Source organism: Secundilactobacillus malefermentans (genome assembly GCF_008033155.1).
In the GTDB taxonomy this organism is placed as follows: Bacteria; Bacillota; Bacilli; order Lactobacillales; family Lactobacillaceae; genus Secundilactobacillus; species Secundilactobacillus malefermentans.
Genome location: NZ_CP042371.1, coordinates 509,651 through 527,876, shown reverse-complemented (window position 1 = coordinate 527,876; position 18,226 = coordinate 509,651). Strand labels below are relative to the sequence as shown.

Sequence of the window (18,226 nt, the reverse complement as noted above, 5' to 3'; positions counted from 1 at the left end):
TCTAGTTCTGTAAAACTATCTATCAACAGGATTTGACAGAGAGCCACTTATTTGCCACTATTATCATCTGGATTCGTAATCTTAATTCGATTAGAATCGGTTGATTTGTGATTAAGTTCAGGTGCATCCGTTTTATAGAATGGCAACGTTGACTTATCATTATTCTCGCTTAAGAGACTGGTTGATTTCTTCGCCAATTTGTCTTCCAGCTTTTCTTCTTTTTGTAAGCCATCGGAATAATTGAAGTCTCGGGCATTAACCGCCTTGAATCCTTTTGGTTTATAGAAACGAAGAAGGTTCTTTTCGTTTAGTGAATCAGAAAGTGATAATTCATTTTTAACGTGGGCTTGAATCTTGGCCGCTTTAGCTTGTAGCGACTTGGAAGGATTCTTGATTTCGCTCCCAGTTGCGTTGGAATAAAGGGTCCCAGAAACCGATGTATACTGAGGTGTTTCCCAATCCTGGTTTCTGAATGCGACCACTTGATCGTGATTCTTAGAGAATAAGTCTGTTCCAAATTGAATGTAACGTTTTGAACTGACCCCTAACAAATGTAAGAGTGTTGGCAGTACATCAACCTCGCCACCATATTGGTGTTGAATACTACCACCCTTAGTTCCAGGCATGTTGAACATTAGTGGAACCCGTTGAAGTTGGGCGTTGTCGTAGTCATTCCAGGTGTTTGGATTGGCACCAAGCGCCTTAGCGAGCTTCTTGTTTTCCGAGTTCGAAATACCGTAATGGTCACCGTAAATCATGATTAATGATTTCTTGGCTAAACCAGTTTTGTTTAGGTAGGCGTAAAATTCTTTGATTGATTGGTCCAGATAGTGGGCGGTCACAAAGTAATTATCAACCGTGTTATCGCCGGTATTGGCGCCTTTAAACGTGGTATCCTCTGAATCAAGCGTGTACGGGAAGTGATTGGTAACGGTTATATACTTCACGTAAAATGGCTGTTGCAGATTTTCCAGGAATGGCACGGAATCGTGGAAAAGAAGCTTATCCTTTAACCCGTACCCAGTTGATCGATCGCCCGATGTATCGTAATAACTGGCATCAAAGAAGTATTGATAGCCCATGTTCTTGTAAGTGGCGCTTCGATTCCAGAAACTAGCGACGTTTCCATGGAATACCGCGCTAGAATAGTCTTCCCTCTGATTCAAAATAGAAGGAGCGGCCTGGAACGTGTTATCACTGCCGAGTTGGGCAAATAGTGATCCTTGTGAAAGGCCAAAAGTACTGGTCTCCAGCAAGTTTTCAGCATCACTTGTCTTTCCTTGGCCAACCTGGTGGAAGAAGTTATCAAACGAGTAAGTCGATTGACTGTTGTAGATTTTATTTAAGAAGGGGGTTACTTCTTTGCCGTTGATTTTCTTATTGATTAAGAACTGTTGGAAACTTTCCAAATGAAGGACAATGACGTTTTTACCCTTAGCTTTTCCATACATCGACTTGTTTGGCGAAGTGTAGTGTTTTCGGGTGTATTTTAAGATTGACCGCAGTTCCGACTTCTTCGCGGTCGCTCGAATCGCATCAGTATGCTGCGTGTTGACGCCATCGTAAACCGTAAAAGCGTCAATCCCTAAATATTTAACGACGTAGGTCCGATCAAAGGTTCTAGTCAATAATTGTGGGCGATCCATTTCGCCTAGCGTTAAATTAACGCCAAACAGGAGAAAGGCGAGGGAGGTAATCGTGAGCCCAATTCGCTTGTTGAGGGGGCGGTGATCAATCCGAATCCATTTGAAAAGTAGCATGACGACAATTACCACAAGGTCTAACCAATACAAAACATCGTGGATATTTGTTAACGCTAATGAACTTCCGCTAAGTCCCTGGTTAACTTTTGAGTAGCCGGTCATTGTTGAAATAGTCATGAAGTCGGTAAACTCACGGTAGTAAATGACGTTTAAATAGAGCAGGACCGTGTTGGCGATATCTATAATGATGATGATTGGATAAAATAGGCGCGCTTTCCGTAAATAAATTGCCAGTCCGAAGAGCAAACCGGTAGTTGCGAGTGGATTAATCAGGAGAATAAACCATTGGAAAATCCCTGATATACCTAGGTGGAAGTCTACAAAATAGGCAATGAGGGTTTTAATCCAAAATAAAAGGACGAGCCAGCTGAAAAAGCCGAGTCGCGTGTTACGTTTCTCCCAAAAAGTTTTAATTACTTTCAAAATGGTGCTCCTTTATATACGAAATAAAAACTAACTCATAAATTGTATCACATTCAGCAAAATTAAAGTGAACATTGTAATGGTAGCAGATTCAGGAATTAAAGGAAGCTGATTCAGGGTTACTTAGTAAAATATTAGTGAGTGAAAGCGGTCTTATATTGGTATACTGAAGTTAGCAAACCAAAGGAGCGATTTTAGATGGCAAAACTGAATTTATACGTTGTGCGACATGGTCAAACCTATTTTAATATTTTCAATAAACTTCAGGGTTGGAGTAATTCACCGCTAACTCAAAAGGGAATTGATGGTGCAAAGGAAACGGCCGCTAAATTGGCCGACACCAAATTTGCAGATGCCTATTGCAGTGATACCACTAGGGCGATGGATACGGCTAATATTATATTGGCAGCAAATACGGTGTCTGCGGTTGACCACCCAACCACCAGCCCATTTTTCCGTGAAGAATTTTATGGCTACTATGAGGGTAACGACATGAACCAAACGTGGTACGTTGCCGGGGCGCCTCATGGGGTTCCAATGTTTAAGGATATCCAATCGACCTATTCCATTGGAAAAGCCAAAGACTTCTTGAAGGAAGCTGACCCATTTCATTTGGCAGAAAATAATGACGACTATTGGAAACGAATTGATCAGGGATTTGAATTGATCCGAAACAATTCCCAACTCAAAGATGGCGATAACGTCTTGCTAATTAGTCATGGAAACACACTGCTCAGTTTGATGGAACGTTATGGTGAAGGTAAGTATGATTTATCAACTCGACCAGCAAATGGCAGTTTGACGAAGCTTGAACTTGATGGTAATCGCGTTAAGGTCATCTCATATAATCAAAAATAGGGCATGACAAAAGCTAATTTACGCGCTAAAGTATGAGTAATTCAATTAAAGGTGCGAAAATGATGGAAATAAAATCAGTTATTGGAACAGAGAACCCTGTCTACCCAGATGCTATCGCAATCAGGCGAACCGTTTTTATCGGTGAGCAGGGTGTTAGTGAGGCACTTGAACTTGATGGTCAAGACGAGGATGTTAAACACTACGTCGGCTATGTCGATGGTCAGGCAGTGGCAACTGCACGGATTAAACCGCTTTTTAATCAGCGGGTAAAAATTCAGCGGGTAGCAACTCTGAAAGCTGCCCGACATCATGGATATAATACCCAAATCATCAAACGGATATTATCTGATGCCCAGGATGAGGGCTTTCTAGAAGCAGTCCTTGATGCACAGGAGACAGCGCTTGGATTTTATCAAAAGATGGGCTTTGTCATTACCAGCGAGCCATTTCTTGAGGCAAATATTAAACACCGTAAAATGACTTATAATTTAGTGCAAAAAAAAGAATCGATTGATTAATTTCAATCGATTCTTTGTATTTATTAACTTAAAGTTGTTACGCGGGCATATCCTACTGCATGCCACCATGGAGCCTTAACTGCTTCTTTAACGACGCCACGATTTTGAGCATCGATCATCTTGCCATCGCCAACGTATAAGCCGACGTGAGAGATGCTTGATTTTGAATAACCGAAGAAGACGAGGTCACCCTTTTTGATGTTGCTGTAACTAACGTGCGTGTACTTGTTATATTGAGCTTGTGCAGTACGAGAAATGGTTTTGCCAATTCCCTTTTTGTAAACGTAACTAGTGAACCCTGAGCAATCAAATCGGTTAGGGCCAACTGCACCCCAGCTGTATGAAGAGCCTAATTTTGACTTAGCTACTTTGTAGATGCTGCTGTATGTTGTAGAAGAATCAGTAGAATCTGTTGTGTCGGCCTGAGCTGATTTGCCACCAAAGCCAATTATGAATAGTGCAACGAGTGAAGCAAGTACAATGCTATGTAAGATTATTTTTTTCATCAGATATACTCCTTATTAAGTTTACAATGAAAACCTTACCAAATAAATGTGACGAGCATGTAACAAACTAATTGCATTGCCGTTAAGAATCAAATAGGGGCCGTAACATCAAAAAAAGCCATTCACCTGAAAGCACCAGGTGAATGGCTTTTGACTATCTTTAAGTTAAATTACTTATCCGTGTCTTCTCAGATGAGGATTCTTACTTGGCACCGTAACGGTAAGCTTTCCAAGTGACGTAACGGTAATTGGTAAGACAATGTTGAAGATAATTAACGTGTAAATGACAATTAGCATGACTTCAGTAAGTGGATTGAATCGTAAGAATGCCAACCCAATCACACTTATGATGCCAATGAATAATGTATGACGTAATGTTTGACCAGTTTCCGTCATTGCAGGTGTGAGCCACCCAAGCAGTGAGTCTTCATTATATCTGTATTCGATTGCCAAAGGTATTAATTGGAGCGCGGCGATTGCCACTAATGGCACAATTGCGATCACTGGTACTTGCCAGTTGAACTGGGATTGACCAGCCATAAAGCGCATCGTCAAATGAGCAATTTGCATGCCGGCAAGTGAGCTGACGAAGAACGTCGCCAACCAGAATGAAGGCTGCAGAATTGATCTGCTAATCAGCATCAGAGCGAGTAGCAAAATTGAAGCTGTCATCAAAACTAATAGTGGTAAGTAATGTTCAAATTCAGATTGAATAGCCGATTGAACCATTGGCTGACCACTAACTGCAACGGTCGCTTTCTTTAGTGATGTTCCTTGCAGTTGGGTCTTAATTTCATCCTGTAGTTTTTGAGTGGTTGCAAGGGTCTTATGACTATCAGGTGAATTCTTCATGTAGACGGTTAAAGCGGTCATCTTACCGTTTTGACTCGTATTATTAATGACTGAACGTTGAAACGTTGGTGACATGATTTGTTCAGGGGTCATGAAGTAAATCTTAGCAGCGTCTGAAGCCTGAAGCTTCGTTAAATAGTTATAAATATCATTATATTGGGTAACCAGATTCTTTAAACTCTTTTGAGAAGCTTTCAAGCTCTTAGCAACCGACTTAACCTGAGTTTGGTAACTATCGAGACCAGTTTGATTAGTGGTGGCGGAAGTATTGTTCAGATTTGCTTGGTTAACTAATGCTTGTACGTTAGTTGCGGCAGTTTGTAATTGGGCTGCAACAATTCGGGCCTGACGTCGATAGCTAGCAGATTGACTAGAACTGCTACTTTGTTGAAGGGCACTTGCTCGTCCGGCAATTTCACTAACTTGGCTTTGAACCGTGCTACTGTCGGTGGAGAGTTTAGTGGTGGCCGTTGATAATTTGGTTAAACTCTTGTTAATCTTGGTCAAATCAGAAACGCTTAAATCAGAGTTGTTATCCTTCAAAGTTCCTTGAATTGAATTAAGCTGATCCGTTGCCCCTTTAAGGGTTTGCGTAACTGAAGTTAATTGAGCTGACACATAATACTGACTGATTGGCATCCCATTTGGTTGTGTTAACGAGGTAACACTGCTTATACCAGGCATACTCTTTAACTTAGTCGTTAAGTTATCAATTTGGTAAAGCGAATTAGCACTATCTAATCGTTTATCTGATTTGAGGTAAACGGTGATTGGGCTTGCCTTCCCTTGAGAGAAATGAGCAGCCAATACTTTGGCACCTTGAGCCGCTTGATTATCGTTCCGAAGGTTATTCATAACGGAGTAGGTTAAATTGTTGTGGTAACTGTAGGCAAATGGGCCAACTACGTAAAGCACAACTAGGATTGCAACGATTGGTTGCCACATACCAAAGCGGGCAAGTCTATTCCAGAAGTGACGTTCTTTTGGTTCACCACTTTTTTGAGTTGGCCAGAAGAAGTTTTCTTCCAGCATTCCCATGAAAATGGGTGAAATTGTCAGAACAGCTAACGTTAAAACGATAAACGTAAATGCAAGTGAACTAAAGGACCTGATTGTTGAAAATGGAAGGAACCAGAATGCTGCAAAAATAATTGTTAGGGTCACGCCAATTGCAATAATTGGGTATTGAACGTAACGAATCGTTTTTGACGTTGTGGCAGAACCTTCTGCATCTTCAGCCACATTTTGCTTAAACCGACGATATAGGAAGAATAATTCGAAGGTACCAACTAGAAATGTGCTAAGTAAAATCGCAAGTGGCAAATATTCAGAGTAGGGGAAGTTCTCTCGATACGTCAGATTGTTTGAAATGCTGAGTGATGTTAGGTAAGAAATTAGTAATGTCAGAAATGAAATTAATGGTGCAGCAACTGATTTAAAAATGATTCCCATTGTGATGATTGCAAGAACAAAGAGAATAATGGCTGCAATTTGGACAAATCCAGCGATTCGTAAGTTATTGTCGTCGTTGATTATTTCTGGACTTGTGACGTAAGATTTCAAACCAGCCGCTTGAACCTGAGAATAGAGCTGCTTAGAAATATTTCGTACAGTTCCTTGATCCCGCGAAACAGCCAACTGAACTATTTGAGTTGACTGATTCTTTGAAACTAACTGGTTTTTAGCTTCAGGTGTGTTGGTGATGGTTGTAATCTTTTTGATGCCGTAGTACTTTTGCTTGTTTTGTAATTTAGTAACGATTTTTGAAATTTGGGCTTTGTTGTTAGCCGTTAATTTACCATTACTATTATTAAAAACGGCGTTGACATTATAGGTGCCATTTAGCTCGCGTCCCCACGTGTTTTTGAGCTTTGCAGCTTTCATAGCTTGGCTGCTATTTGAAAGTTGTGGTTGGCCGTAGTACTGAATCATGGTGCTGGTTTTTGGCATGGAAATGATGGCAATAAAAATGACCACCAGCCAGACGATCAGTGAAAATATTCGATTTTTATGGAGCTTATGTAGTTGTTCTTGCATAGTCAATGCTTCCCCTTTTTGCAACATATATTTATAATAATTCAATCGCACTCAATTCTACCATAGGTTAAATGGTGATTGGGGTGTATTTTTTAAAACTTTACTTATCTGTAAGCTAACTGAGTGCGAATTTCTTGATGTTTAAATGGCCACGCCCTATACTTAATGTTTTACAAATAGGAGAGATAACGATGAAAAGAAAACATTTAAAGTACCAAAGTCCATTTGAAAAAATGAATGGGGAGTCCCGATTTGAACTGGCGACAAAATTAGCAAACGATTTTCATTTGGAACCCAGTCAGGTCCTGTTTGCCTATTTACAAACGGTGACAGAGGTCTCGGAGAATAACCAAAATGATAGTAGAATCGAAAAATTACAACCAGAAATTGATGCGGCGTTTGGTCAAACGTTAGCGCGTTTGCGTGCAAATGAACGGCAAGCGGATTAAAAAAAGCATTCCCATATTAGGAATGCTTAGAACAAATCATTTTTATGGAAGTAACGGATCAAGAAAGCAACCAGTATTCCAGCCACCAAAATGGTTAATAGCCAGGCCACGGGTGAATCCTGTAAGGGAATTGGAACGTTCTGCCCATAAAAGCTAAAGACAATTGATGGAATGGTCAAAATAATTGAGTAGACCGTTAAAAACTTCATCGTGTTGTTCAGGTTACTATCAAGCAGGTTGGAATAAGCCGTCGAAACGCGATCAATAATATCTGACGCCATTTGCGCCATTTCTTGACCTTGCTTTGCTTCAATCAAAACGTTATCTAAAGCTTGAGTCTCCGTATCGGATAAATCCAAGGTTCGCTTCATGTCATTCAATAACTCATAGTTTGACGTTAGCGAAGTCAGCAGGAACACCAGGCTAGTTTCTAAGTTCATCAGTTGGGTAATTGCCTTATGACTTTTCTGCTGCATAAGGTGGGTCTGGATATCTGTTCGTGCAACGTTTACATCATCGATAACGTCGAAGAATTGAAGCGATAGGTTAAATAACAGGTGAATCAGCAATTCAAATTGGTTTAACTGGTGATCTTTGTGAGCGCGTTTAGTAATAACTTCTTTAATCGTGTGATTGATAAAACTTGTTTTGGAGTGATTAAACGAAATGAAAGTGTCCTTATTGATTAGGAAAGCCACGGGTTCAGTGTTGTCCATTCCGTTAAATTTTGACGAGATCACGACGTCAAAAATGACTAACGTTGCGCCAGTTTCGTCATCGGTATCAAATCGTGCGCGTTCGTGAACGTCGGCGACATATCTCAAAAAGCGCTTGGGTAGATTATATTTCTCCCTAAGCTCGTTATGGTCGTCGTCCGAGAGGTCCTGGACTTTGAGCCAGCTAAATTGATCGTTGACGCTTGTCTTTTCAATCATATGACACCTCCACCAATTCTATCTTTATTAAAGCGCCAACCTAGCGAAAAGTAAAGAAATAGGCTAATTTGTGGGGATTGAAGTAAAATAGAGCAAAGCAACAAAATAGCCTTGTGGTAATAAGTCAAGAAGGTGATAAGCCTGAAAGCCCGTAAAATTTGTTAATTTAGAGCATATCTACCCCAGCCCGCTGAAAGTAAGAATTTCACCGAGCTACGCTCGTTTCCGTTATCGTCATTTATTCAGCTATACCAGTTTCTGGTGGTACGTAAAGTTGATTATTTCGAATTAGAACGTCTACTAATCTAACCAACTTACGTGCTGTTAAAACGGCAGCTCGTTTGTGACGATACTTAGGAACCTCTTTATATTTTTTTTGATAGTAACGTTGGAATGTTGGATCGTAACGTCTTACTGAGTTGGCAGCTTCAACTAAGTAGTAACGTAGATATTGGTTACCCTTACGGGTACGAGGAGTGGATTGCCGGATACTAGTTCCTGATTCATGTGGCATCCAAGCTAAGCCAGCATATTTAGCAATGTGACTTTCATTTGGAAAACGAGTTATTTGACCAATTTCGGATACAATACCCGCCGCAAATACGGCACCGATTCCAGGAATACTAGTGAGACATTTGATTTCGGTAATTTGCACTGAAAGTTGTTGAATTGATTTATCGAGCTTTGTAATTTGTGCTTGAAGTGTACGAATAATTTCAGCATAAACCGCCAGAATTGAATCTACTGATTCAGTAACTGCTTTAGATAGTCGATAGGAAGACCGAACGGCCTTCTTAATGGCTTTAGCTACTTCTTCTGGATTACCAAATTTACCATGACCTAGCTGTTGTAATTTAACAGCTAACTGATCTAGTGGCATTGCAGCAGCTTCATCTAGACTTAGTTCTTCATCAGTAATTAAAGACATCATCGTCGAACCAAAAACAGATGTGGGTAGTGTTTGATCTAAGGTATTGCAGCGATAGTAGAGATTATTTAAAAATTGATTTTTAGCATCTACTAGTTGATGAATAAGATGATACCGTTCCCTGGTTAAGCGTTGTAATGCCATATATTTTTCCTGACGCACAACTGATGTTCCCAATGGTTTCACACGAATTAATTCGGCTAACTGTTTTGCATCTACCTCGTCGGTTTTACCATCATCAAACAATTCACTAAAATGATGAGAAGTGTAAGGATTAATGGTAATAACCTCGAGCTGATTTTTTTGTAACTCTTGGTCTTCAGACAGAAACGTAGTTGGATGAAAATTATAGACAGAAGTTGCCTCCATACCAACGATTACCTTTTGGTAATCCGATAATTTGGTTTCTGCAAGAATAGCTTGTTTGATTTGAGAAGCACCGTTTAAATCATTACTTGCCTCATCCTGAAATAGGCATTGGTCATCTGAGTTAATTGCACAATAACTTAGATTAAGTTTACCAACGTCAATACCAATAAATAAGTTCATGGGATAGGACCTCCTTTCACTTTTATTTGATTGAATAAGCTTAGGTGCTGCATGATGTTCCCTAATTACAATTCTACGGGCATCCTCGCAATATAAGTAGACTAGACAGAAACTAATTTAGCTGCGTTTTCACGCGAGTGAAAACAAATCAATTCAGTCACTACAGCTTGTGGTTTGCGGTTGTTCGAATTGCCTGGGCGGCATGCTATTAAAGCAGATTAAACTGCAGGAGGAATTAAGCCTATACCAGTTGGACCTAAATCCAATGAACAACTAGAGAATATCACGCAACATCTAAACATTGAACAAAAAACTAAAAGATATTAATTTTAATAATACGAGGAGGATTAAATATGTGCACAAGCATTCTACAAATTGCAAAGGATGGCACGCATTTACTTTCACGGACGATGGACTGGTATCGAATGGGAAGTATGCCACTTTTTACCCCCAGAGATTACAGTTGGAAAAGCGTCTACGATCATCATGAATATAAAAATAAGTATGCGCTCATTGGTGGCGGAGGTCCTCATGACGACGAAGTAGATGTGTCAGACGGAATCAATGAGTGGGGGCTTAGCGTCCAAAAGTTAACTTTTTCCAATGGATCAATCCTCTCAACTCAGCGAAACTCTGAGAAAACGCAATTGGCACCATTTGAACTTCCCTTTTATTTGTTAGGAAATTTTAAGTCAGTCGCTGAAATTGAAGCGTACCTATCGGAGATTGAACTGATGACCGATGAGTTTGCTGATCAAGCCTACGGTCACCCAGAGCTCCACTTTACTGTTCTGGACAAAACGGGACGGATCGTGGTCATTGAGCCCACGAAGCAGCCAATGGAAGTCCGGAATAACCCATTGGGAATTTTGACCAATTCACATAATTTTGAGAAACAAATTAATCAGTTAGAGGATTATATGGAATTTACGCCAGCCTTCAAGGCGGGGACGGTTCCTTTGAATACGCCTAAAGTAACAACTGGTAACTTTTCGGGGAAGAAAGTACCAACTGGATCCTTCACGCCGGGTTCCAGATTTATTCGAGCTGCTTACGATAAGGAGCGGGCAAATATTCCTGCAAATGAAGATGAAGCGGTCATTAGTAGTTGGCACCTGTTAAATAGTGTGAGTGTTCCGAAAAGTACTGATCATCAAAGGACTTATTCGATTTATCGGGCAGCAACGAGTAGTGAGTCCCTTAGTTACTATTTTGAGCCGTATGACCGGATGTCCATTGTGAAACTTCAATTGACGCCGGAAATGCTCAACTGGACAAAGCCTAAATTTTACTCAGTGATTAATGATTTGGTAGTCGATAATCTGAACAAACGGGATGAGGTTCCGGGACTGTGATTCTGTAATTTTTTAATAAGTTGACTTTAAAAAGCGTACTTTCTCCAGATGAGTCCCTATACTTCAAACCAATCTAACAAAGGAAAGAGGGTTATTGTGATTGCAAAGCGAAAAAAGAGTAATGGCGTCGTCGCGTTTGTGATTGTCGCTGTCATTGTTGTCCTGGTGTTCGGTGCGGGACTTAAACTTCGTCAATACGTGGTGAACCGATTTGACAGCAGTGCGACGGCCACAACTCAATCCACTTCTGCGTCGCAAGGCCTGACTGACGCACAACAAGCGTTCATTAAAAAGATGGCTGCTCCAGCACAACGTGTGTATAAACTAAATCGACAAGTCCTCCCCAGCATCGTGGTTGCCCAAGCAATTTTGGAGTCCAACTGGGGGAAGTCGACGCTCTACCTTGAGGCCAATAATCCATTTGGCATGAAGGGGAGCTACGAAGGAAACACCAAGGCGTTTCCAACAACGGAATACGAAAACGGTAAAAAGATAACGGTGAACGATTACTTTAGAGACTATCCCGATTTAAAGTCCGCCATTTTGGATCATGACAAAATTTTGCGAGCTAAGTTCATTCCCCAAGCAACCACTAATTATCAAACGGCAGCAGAATTTTTACAGGAAAATAATTATGCCACCGATCCAAAGTATGCCCAAAAAATTATCCAAATGATTCAAACCTACAATTTAAATCAATATGATAACTAGGGATAGCGATTCTCGTAGTAAAATGCTAGAATCAAATCAATCTGAAATTAGAAGTGGGGAATTTATCGTTGTTACATTTACTGGGTGAGTTATACGGACCCTTTTTTGATCTTCATAACTGGCAAACTGTTATTACATCAGGGAACGACTGGCTTTTAATCTTTTCATTAGTGCTGATTGAATGTCTATTATCTGTTGATAATGCGGTGGTACTTGCTGCGCAGACGCAAAGCTTGCCAACAAAAAAGCTCCAAGAAGAGTCATTATTCTACGGAATTTGGGGTGCGTACATCTTTAGGTTCCTAATTATTGGATTAGGAACTTTCCTCATTCACTTGTGGGAAATAAAGGTGATTGGCGCGCTCTACTTGGTGTTCCTAACTTTCCGTTACTTCACCAAAACGAAAGTCACGCATACGCGCCATTTAGTCGATAATAGTAAGAAGAGTCAACGCTCACTATTTTGGTCGGTCGTGGTACAAATTGAAATGATGGACATCATCTTTTCTGTTGATTCAGTTCTTGCATCACTCGCAATTTCTCCGAACCCAGTTATCGTTCTGCTAGGTGGGATGATTGGGATTCTTGCCATGCGGGGGATTGCTGAATTTATCATGAAACTAATGAAGAAGATTCCTGAACTTGAACCAATGGCTTACATTTTAATCGCATTTATCGCAATTAAATTATTTATGTCCATCCCGGCAATTGATATCGAGATTCCGGCACCCGTATTTGGTGGAATAGTGGTTGGCGCCGTTGTGGTGACGGTTCTCATTCATATGATTAGAGCGAAACATTCGAAGAGCGAAGGGAAGTCTTAATTTGGCAGTTAATTTAACGAAAGATAATATTGAAAGCCAAACTGCAGACGGGATGACAATCGTTGATTTTTGGGCATCTTGGTGTGCGCCATGTAAAATGATGGATCCCGTTTTAGAGCAGCTTGAAGATGAGTATGATGGCAAAATTAAGTTTGCAAAAATGGACGTTGATGGCAATCAAGACATTGCCATGCAATATAAGGTCATGAGCGTTCCAAGTCTCGTACTTTTTAAAAATGGTAAGGCAACTGAAAAAGTAACCGGTGTTTATCCACGTGAAAAACTTGCGGCTTACTTAGATCAAAAATTAGCTGAATAAACGTGATGAGATGGGGTGCGAATTTGGCATCCCATTTTTTTCTTGATTATTCGTCCTAAATGGCTTTAGATTAAATTAGAACAGGATGGTGACTCAGATGAATATTGGATTTATTGGAACGGGTGTCATGGGTGCTGCGATTGCGGAACATTTCATCGATGCTGGTCATGATTTAACGGTGTATAACCGAACAAGACAAAAGGCGCAAAAGCTAATTGATAAGGGTGCAAAATGGGCCGTGACGCCTAAAATTATTGCTGATCGAACGGATGTTATTTTTACCATGGTTGGATTTCCCAAAGACGTTGAGTCCGTTTATTTTGGCGCAAATGGGATCTTTGCGGGGCTAAAACCAGGGAGCATCGTCGTCGATATGACAACCAGCACGCCCTCTTTAGCAATTAAAATTAATAAAGAAGCTCATACGCATAATTCGCTGGCTTTAGATGCTCCCGTTTCCGGCGGTGATATTGGTGCTCAAAAAGGGGCACTAACCGTGATGCTGGGTGGGGATGAATCCGCCTACCAACAGTTATCTGACTTATTTGATTTGATTGGAAAACGCGTTAACTATTTTGGTGCGGCCGGCTCTGGTCAGCATACAAAAATGGCCAATCAAATCATGATTGCTGGAACCATGACGGGATTGACTGAAATGCTCGTTTATGCGAAAAATGCGAAATTGCCACTTGATCAGGTGCTTGCTACTTTGAGTAGTGGTGGCGCCGATAACTGGAGCATGGAAAACTATGTTCCGCGAATTTTAGCGCAGGATTACACTCCAGGATTTTTTGCGAAACACTTCCTCAAAGATTTACGGATTGCGCTTGATGAAGCAGATAAAATGGGACTCGATCTACCGGCAACAAAATTGGCAAAGCAACTATACGAAACGATGGTTGAACAGGCCAATCTGGGGGATGACGGAACCCAGGGCTTAATCAAAACGTATGAAAAGTGGAAAGATTAATTTTAAATTAGAGTTGACAAAGAATTATTAGAATGTTTTAATAAATGTATTCAATTCGGAAGGAGATCATCACTATGAAGCAGGCTCAACTCAAACTCAACAATTGGTATTATAACTTCTATTACTTTAGGTAACCGCATCTTCCAAGGGTGCGGTCTAACGAGATCGCATCTAAGGTGGGAGTTATTTTACAATCCAGCTAGGTGTCTATACATGCTAGCTGGTGAGCGCGATAGTCTATTTCTATTTGGATGATTTTTCAAGACGCCGGTTAGCAGATGCTAACCGGTTTTTTGTTTCAAAAATTAGAAAATGGGGTGTCACAGATGACCAGAGCAAATACAATCAGATTGAACATTATTCTCTACTTAAACTACTTCGTCCACGGTGTTGGATTAATTATTCTGACCCAAAATATGAAGGTCTTACAGGCGGGATGGCATACGTCACTTGCGACCGTTGCCTACGTTATTTCAGCATTAGGAATTGGCCGGTTGCTCGCTTACTACATTTTAGGAAGTTTGTCCGACAAATGGGGTAGGAAGCCATTTATTTACATTGGTATTTTATCGTACGCCATTTTCTTCGCCGGAATCTTAATGACGAGCAGCGTACCTGTTGCATACGGTTTAACTATTTTAGCAGGGGTTGCCAACTCCGCCTTGGATTCTGGTACTTACCCAACTTTCATGGAAATGCCGGGGCATCAGTCAGCTTCAACGGTGTTGATAAAAGCTGCTATGTCAGCTGGAGAGTTTGTTTTGCCAATCATGGTCAGCGCAATTGAACTAAATCATTTCTGGTACGGATCATCATTCGTCTTTGCATTAGCAATTTTGGCATTTAATTTAGCTATTTTACCAATGACCAAGTTTCCTAAAAAGCAATCAAGTGAAAGCGCGGCCGTTGCAACTAAGCATTTGACTAAGGGTCAGCGAATTGCTGCAGTGGGCCTCTTAATTTACGGATACGGCTCAATGGCACTGATGATCTGGTTCACACAATGGGGAACTTACTACGCCCAGTCAGTTTTGAAATTGGATAACGTTGCCGCACATGGAATGCTATCGTTGTACAGCATTGGGTCATTAACCGGTGTCTTCCTTATTTCAATTATGCTTAAAGTTGGGATTAGTCCCTTCAAATTGTTAGTTGTTTTCAATGCTGTTGCTGTCGCAGCGTTAGTTGGAATCTATTTTGCGGGAAGTGCGACCATTGCTTTGATGGCAGCATTTACCTTTGGATTATCAGCAGCCGGCGGAATCATGCAGGTTGGCTTAAACGCTTTAAGCGAACTCTTCCCAGCAAATAAGGGCCGAATCACAGGACTTTTCTTCACATTTGGAAGTATTGCATCAGTTACGGTACCATTAATCAGTGGGCGATTAGTGACCGTTAACCCAGCTTTAACGCTTCAATCCGACTTAGCAGTTGGAGTTCTATGTTTAATTGTTAGTTTGGTTGCCTTACGATTTGGAACGGTAAAGGAAACGGCTTTATCGCCAGCAGAATAAATGAAGACAAAAAATAATCCTATCTCATTTTTGAGGTAGGATTATTTTTTTGTTCTATTCAATATCTGAGAAGAACGAATACAGTTTTTCTTGGGTTAACGCTTCTTTTTCAGCGCCAGAAACATCGTAAGTAATTTGGCCATCTTGAAGAACAATTAGGCGGTTACCATACTTCAAAGCGTCTTCCAAATGATGGGTGATCATGAGGCAGGTTAACTTTTCAGTATTAATTCGATCGTTCGTGGCGGCCATTAACTGTTGCGACGTCTTAGGGTCTAGCGCAGCAGTATGTTCATCCAATAGGAGAATGTCTGGCCGTTTTAACGTTGCCATAAGGAAGCTTAAAGCCTGACGTTGACCACCGGATAGGTTACCGGTTGGCGTGTTTAACCGTTCGTCCAAACCGTTATTCATTGTTGATGTCAGCTTAGCGAACCCAGCCATTTGTTGTTTCAATCCGCGAGGGGTCAGGTGACGACTTTCACCACGCTTTTTGGCTAACAGTAGATTTTCGGCAACCGTCATTCGGGGCGCCGTTCCTAACTTGGGATCTTGGAAAACGCGACTCAAAACTCGAGTGCGATTTTCTTCTGAAAGGTGGGTAATATTTTTATCACGAAGGCTAATTTGCCCCTCATCAATTTTTAAATTACCACCAATTGCGTTGAACAAGGTAGATTTACCAGCACCGTTTGAACCTAGAATAGTAATGAAGTCGCCATCATTCACCGTTAAATTTAGGTGATTAAGAATGGTAATTTGTTCGGGTGTATTTTGATTAACATTTACGACGACATTATCGAGTTTTAGAATTGGGTTACTCATTGGTATCAAGCCCCCTCTTTAGAATATGACGGAAATTGAACTTCTTTTGGAATACTGGCAGCATCATGCAAAGTGCTAGAACGATGGCAGATAATAGGTTTAAATCATTTGCGTTGAAGCCAAGTTTTAGAACAATTAGGAGCACAAAGCGGTACAAAATTGACCCTAACGTGACGGCAACTAATCGTTGATTCATTGTTAATTCGCCAAATGCGACTTCCCCAATGATGATGGAAGCAAGGGCAATGACGATAATTCCGATTCCCATGTTGACGTCGGAGTAGCCGTTGTTTTGAGAAACTAGGGCACCACCAAGACCAATCATCCCGTTTGAAACCATCAGTCCCATGATTTTCATGTTGTCGGTGTGAATTCCAAGTGAGCGGGCCATTACTTCATTATCACCAGTGGCGATGAAGGACTGTCCCAAATCGGTTTGTAAAAAGTAAACCAATAATAGCGTCACGATTGCAATCATCACCATGCCAAGGACAACACTGTCAAAGTAGGGTGGTAATGATTGAAGAAAACGTGTTTTGAATAGGGTTGATTTGCCTAATAAGGAGAGATTTGCTCGGCCCATAATTCGTAAGTTAATGGAGTAAGCGGCCGTCATGACTAAGATTCCGGCTAGCAAAATTGGAATCCGACCCTTTGTATAAAGAAGGCCGGTGACGAGTCCTGCCAACATACCAACGCCGACAGCGATAAGGGTTGCCCAGATTGGTGAGATACCGTGTGAAATGGCGGAGACACAAGCTGCGGCCCCCATTGGAAAGGTTCCTTCAACAGTCATGTCTGGAAAGTCTAATATTCTGAAGGTTAGAAAAAGGCCTAACCCAAGGACTGCCCATAGGAGTCCTTGCCCGATTGCGGATACAACTAAATTCATTTGAATACCTCCCCGTTCTTTTCAGCTTCTTCGACAACTGACTTAGGAAGCGTAATACCAAGTTTTTTGGCTTCCTTCAAGTTAATCGTCATTTCACCACTTCGGAAGAAATGAATTGGTGTCGTTGCTGGATTGAGTTTTCCTTTAAGAATTTGTGCGGTCATTTTGCCGGTCTCAACACCCAATTTGTATTGATTAATACTGAGGGTTGCTAATCCGCCATCCTTTACCATTGAATCAACGGCAGGGAAGACGGGGACCTTAGCGGAGTTGGCGTTTGCAACCAACGTCTGCATGGCAGACGCAATTGTGTTGTCCGTTGGAACATAAACGGCATCCACGTTGCTCAGCATTTGTTGAGAAACCTGATCAACATCGTTGGTGTTTGAAATTGAATAAGCCTTAAGCGTCACGTTTTCCTTTTTGCAAAGGGCTTTGAATTGCTTATACTGTGCGGTTGCTGAATCATCACTTGAGGTATACATAATCCCAAGGGTTTTCATTTTGGGCATGATTTGCTTAATTAAATCAAGTTGAGCTTTAAGCGGTGCTTGATCAGAAACCCCAGTGACGTTGCCACCAGGTCGCTTATTATTCTTGACTAAGCCAGCTCCCTTTGGATCGGTAATTGCTCCTAACACAACTGGAATTTTATCCGATGCATTAGCGAGTGCTTGAGCTGATGGCGTTGCAATACCAATCATGGCATCAGCGTTTTCGTTCACAAAGCGAGAACTCATCGTCTTCATGTTACTTTGATCATTTTCGGCATTTTGAAAATCAACTTTTAGATTCTTGCCAGGTTTGTAGCCCTCATCGGCGAGCCCCTTCATGATCCCCTTATGGATTGTGTCCAGTGCCGGTTGGGACATTAATTGTAAAATTCCGACGGTTTGCGTTTTTTGGGTCCGCGTCGATTGTTGAGACGGTTGCTGACGAACAAATGCAAAGCCAAGAAAGACTAAAATAATAGCAATGAGTGAATAAAGTCGTTTCAT

The 18,226-nt window shown here is 41.1% G+C and carries 17 protein-coding genes; 9 read left to right on the top strand and 8 right to left on the bottom strand.

Annotated elements, in window-relative coordinates; genetic code table 11:
• Nucleotides 1-47: 47 nt before the first annotated feature.
• A complete protein-coding gene (locus FGL90_RS02630; protein ID WP_304611177.1) occupies nucleotides 48-2,177 on the bottom strand; it encodes an LTA synthase family protein in 2,130 nt (709 codons plus the stop codon).
• 207 nt (nucleotides 2,178-2,384) lie between these two features.
• Between FGL90_RS02630 and FGL90_RS02625 the strand changes: the two genes are divergently transcribed.
• Nucleotides 2,385-3,044, top strand: coding sequence for a histidine phosphatase family protein (locus tag FGL90_RS02625; RefSeq protein WP_010619445.1), 660 nt, complete (start codon nucleotides 2,385-2,387; stop codon nucleotides 3,042-3,044).
• Between the two features lie 59 nt (nucleotides 3,045-3,103).
• Complete coding sequence (locus FGL90_RS02620; protein ID WP_033445194.1) at nucleotides 3,104-3,562, top strand: GNAT family N-acetyltransferase; 459 nt, start codon at nucleotides 3,104-3,106, stop codon at nucleotides 3,560-3,562.
• A gap of 23 nt (nucleotides 3,563-3,585) precedes the next feature.
• On the opposite strand, the gene FGL90_RS02615 is transcribed toward FGL90_RS02620, so the two are convergent.
• Both FGL90_RS02615 and FGL90_RS02610 read right to left on the bottom strand, forming a co-directional pair.
• Nucleotides 3,586-4,068, bottom strand: coding sequence for a C40 family peptidase (locus FGL90_RS02615; protein ID WP_010619447.1), 483 nt, complete (start codon nucleotides 4,066-4,068; stop codon nucleotides 3,586-3,588).
• Nucleotides 4,069-4,242: 174 nt separating this feature from the next.
• Nucleotides 4,243-6,957, bottom strand: a complete 2,715-nt coding sequence (locus tag FGL90_RS02610; protein WP_187240430.1) for an MMPL family transporter — start codon at nucleotides 6,955-6,957, stop codon at nucleotides 4,243-4,245.
• A 191-nt stretch (nucleotides 6,958-7,148) separates the two neighbouring features.
• Here FGL90_RS02610 and FGL90_RS02605 point away from each other — a divergent pair, with 191 nt between their 5' ends.
• Nucleotides 7,149-7,406, top strand: coding sequence for a hypothetical protein (locus FGL90_RS02605; RefSeq protein ID WP_010619449.1), 258 nt, complete (start codon nucleotides 7,149-7,151; stop codon nucleotides 7,404-7,406).
• A gap of 26 nt (nucleotides 7,407-7,432) precedes the next feature.
• Here the strand turns inward: FGL90_RS02605 and FGL90_RS02600 are convergent, their stop codons facing one another.
• Both FGL90_RS02600 and FGL90_RS02595 read right to left on the bottom strand, forming a co-directional pair.
• Nucleotides 7,433-8,341, bottom strand: a complete 909-nt coding sequence (locus FGL90_RS02600; RefSeq protein WP_147656729.1) for a magnesium transporter CorA family protein — start codon at nucleotides 8,339-8,341, stop codon at nucleotides 7,433-7,435.
• Nucleotides 8,342-8,579: 238 nt separating this feature from the next.
• Nucleotides 8,580-9,818 (bottom strand): IS110 family RNA-guided transposase, encoded by a 1,239-nt coding sequence (locus FGL90_RS02595; protein WP_010620861.1) that lies wholly within the window; start codon nucleotides 9,816-9,818, stop codon nucleotides 8,580-8,582.
• A 353-nt stretch (nucleotides 9,819-10,171) separates the two neighbouring features.
• Between FGL90_RS02595 and FGL90_RS02590 the strand changes: the two genes are divergently transcribed.
• From FGL90_RS02590 to FGL90_RS02565, 6 genes are all read left to right on the top strand, one after another.
• Nucleotides 10,172-11,173, top strand: a complete 1,002-nt coding sequence (locus tag FGL90_RS02590; RefSeq protein WP_147656727.1) for a linear amide C-N hydrolase — start codon at nucleotides 10,172-10,174, stop codon at nucleotides 11,171-11,173.
• A gap of 96 nt (nucleotides 11,174-11,269) precedes the next feature.
• Entirely contained in the window at nucleotides 11,270-11,884 is a 615-nt protein-coding gene (locus FGL90_RS10635; protein ID WP_147656724.1) for a glycoside hydrolase family 73 protein, read from the top strand.
• A gap of 68 nt (nucleotides 11,885-11,952) precedes the next feature.
• A complete protein-coding gene (locus FGL90_RS02580) occupies nucleotides 11,953-12,708 on the top strand; it encodes a TerC family protein (RefSeq protein ID WP_010619453.1) in 756 nt (251 codons plus the stop codon).
• Between the two features lies 1 nt (nucleotide 12,709).
• Nucleotides 12,710-13,027, top strand: a complete 318-nt coding sequence (trxA, locus tag FGL90_RS02575) for a thioredoxin (protein ID WP_010619454.1) — start codon at nucleotides 12,710-12,712, stop codon at nucleotides 13,025-13,027.
• A 97-nt stretch (nucleotides 13,028-13,124) separates the two neighbouring features.
• The gene (locus FGL90_RS02570) at nucleotides 13,125-13,997 is read left to right on the top strand and encodes an NAD(P)-dependent oxidoreductase (RefSeq protein WP_147656722.1); all 873 of its coding nucleotides are present in this window, start codon (nucleotides 13,125-13,127) and stop codon (nucleotides 13,995-13,997) included.
• A gap of 326 nt (nucleotides 13,998-14,323) precedes the next feature.
• Entirely contained in the window at nucleotides 14,324-15,511 is a 1,188-nt protein-coding gene (locus tag FGL90_RS02565) for an MFS transporter (protein WP_147656720.1), read from the top strand.
• A gap of 54 nt (nucleotides 15,512-15,565) precedes the next feature.
• Here the strand turns inward: FGL90_RS02565 and FGL90_RS02560 are convergent, their stop codons facing one another.
• Genes FGL90_RS02560 through trpX form a run of 3 tightly spaced genes read right to left on the bottom strand, consistent with a single transcriptional unit; the run spans nucleotide 15,566 to nucleotide 18,226 of the window.
• Nucleotides 15,566-16,336, bottom strand: a complete 771-nt coding sequence (locus tag FGL90_RS02560; RefSeq protein ID WP_147656712.1) for an ABC transporter ATP-binding protein — start codon at nucleotides 16,334-16,336, stop codon at nucleotides 15,566-15,568.
• Nucleotides 16,329-17,228: an ABC transporter permease gene (locus FGL90_RS02555; protein WP_010619458.1), complete on the bottom strand. Its 900-nt coding sequence runs from the start codon at nucleotides 17,226-17,228 to the stop codon at nucleotides 16,329-16,331. Before FGL90_RS02555 ends, FGL90_RS02560 begins: the two co-directional genes overlap by 8 nt.
• A complete protein-coding gene (trpX, locus tag FGL90_RS02550; RefSeq protein ID WP_147656710.1) occupies nucleotides 17,225-18,226 on the bottom strand; it encodes a tryptophan ABC transporter substrate-binding protein in 1,002 nt (333 codons plus the stop codon). Before trpX ends, FGL90_RS02555 begins: the two co-directional genes overlap by 4 nt.

Excerpts from the sequence above, each read along its gene's own strand:
- FGL90_RS02595 (WP_010620861.1), bottom strand. The coding sequence starts at position 9,818 with ATGAACTTATTTATTGGTATTGACGTTGGTAAACTTAATCTAAGTTAT.
- FGL90_RS02615 (WP_010619447.1), bottom strand. The coding sequence starts at position 4,068 with ATGAAAAAAATAATCTTACATAGCATTGTACTTGCTTCACTCGTTGCA.
- trpX (WP_147656710.1), bottom strand. The coding sequence starts at position 18,226 with ATGAAACGACTTTATTCACTCATTGCTATTATTTTAGTCTTTCTTGGC.
- FGL90_RS02620 (WP_033445194.1), top strand. The coding sequence starts at position 3,104 with ATGATGGAAATAAAATCAGTTATTGGAACAGAGAACCCTGTCTACCCA.
- FGL90_RS02565 (WP_147656720.1), top strand. The coding sequence starts at position 14,324 with ATGACCAGAGCAAATACAATCAGATTGAACATTATTCTCTACTTAAAC.
- FGL90_RS02600 (WP_147656729.1), bottom strand. The coding sequence starts at position 8,341 with ATGATTGAAAAGACAAGCGTCAACGATCAATTTAGCTGGCTCAAAGTC.
- FGL90_RS02590 (WP_147656727.1), top strand. The coding sequence starts at position 10,172 with ATGTGCACAAGCATTCTACAAATTGCAAAGGATGGCACGCATTTACTT.
- FGL90_RS02560 (WP_147656712.1), bottom strand. The coding sequence starts at position 16,336 with ATGAGTAACCCAATTCTAAAACTCGATAATGTCGTCGTAAATGTTAAT.
- FGL90_RS02570 (WP_147656722.1), top strand. The coding sequence starts at position 13,125 with ATGAATATTGGATTTATTGGAACGGGTGTCATGGGTGCTGCGATTGCG.
- FGL90_RS02605 (WP_010619449.1), top strand. The coding sequence starts at position 7,149 with ATGAAAAGAAAACATTTAAAGTACCAAAGTCCATTTGAAAAAATGAAT.
- FGL90_RS02555 (WP_010619458.1), bottom strand. The coding sequence starts at position 17,228 with ATGAATTTAGTTGTATCCGCAATCGGGCAAGGACTCCTATGGGCAGTC.
- FGL90_RS02610 (WP_187240430.1), bottom strand. The coding sequence starts at position 6,957 with ATGCAAGAACAACTACATAAGCTCCATAAAAATCGAATATTTTCACTG.
- FGL90_RS02625 (WP_010619445.1), top strand. The coding sequence starts at position 2,385 with ATGGCAAAACTGAATTTATACGTTGTGCGACATGGTCAAACCTATTTT.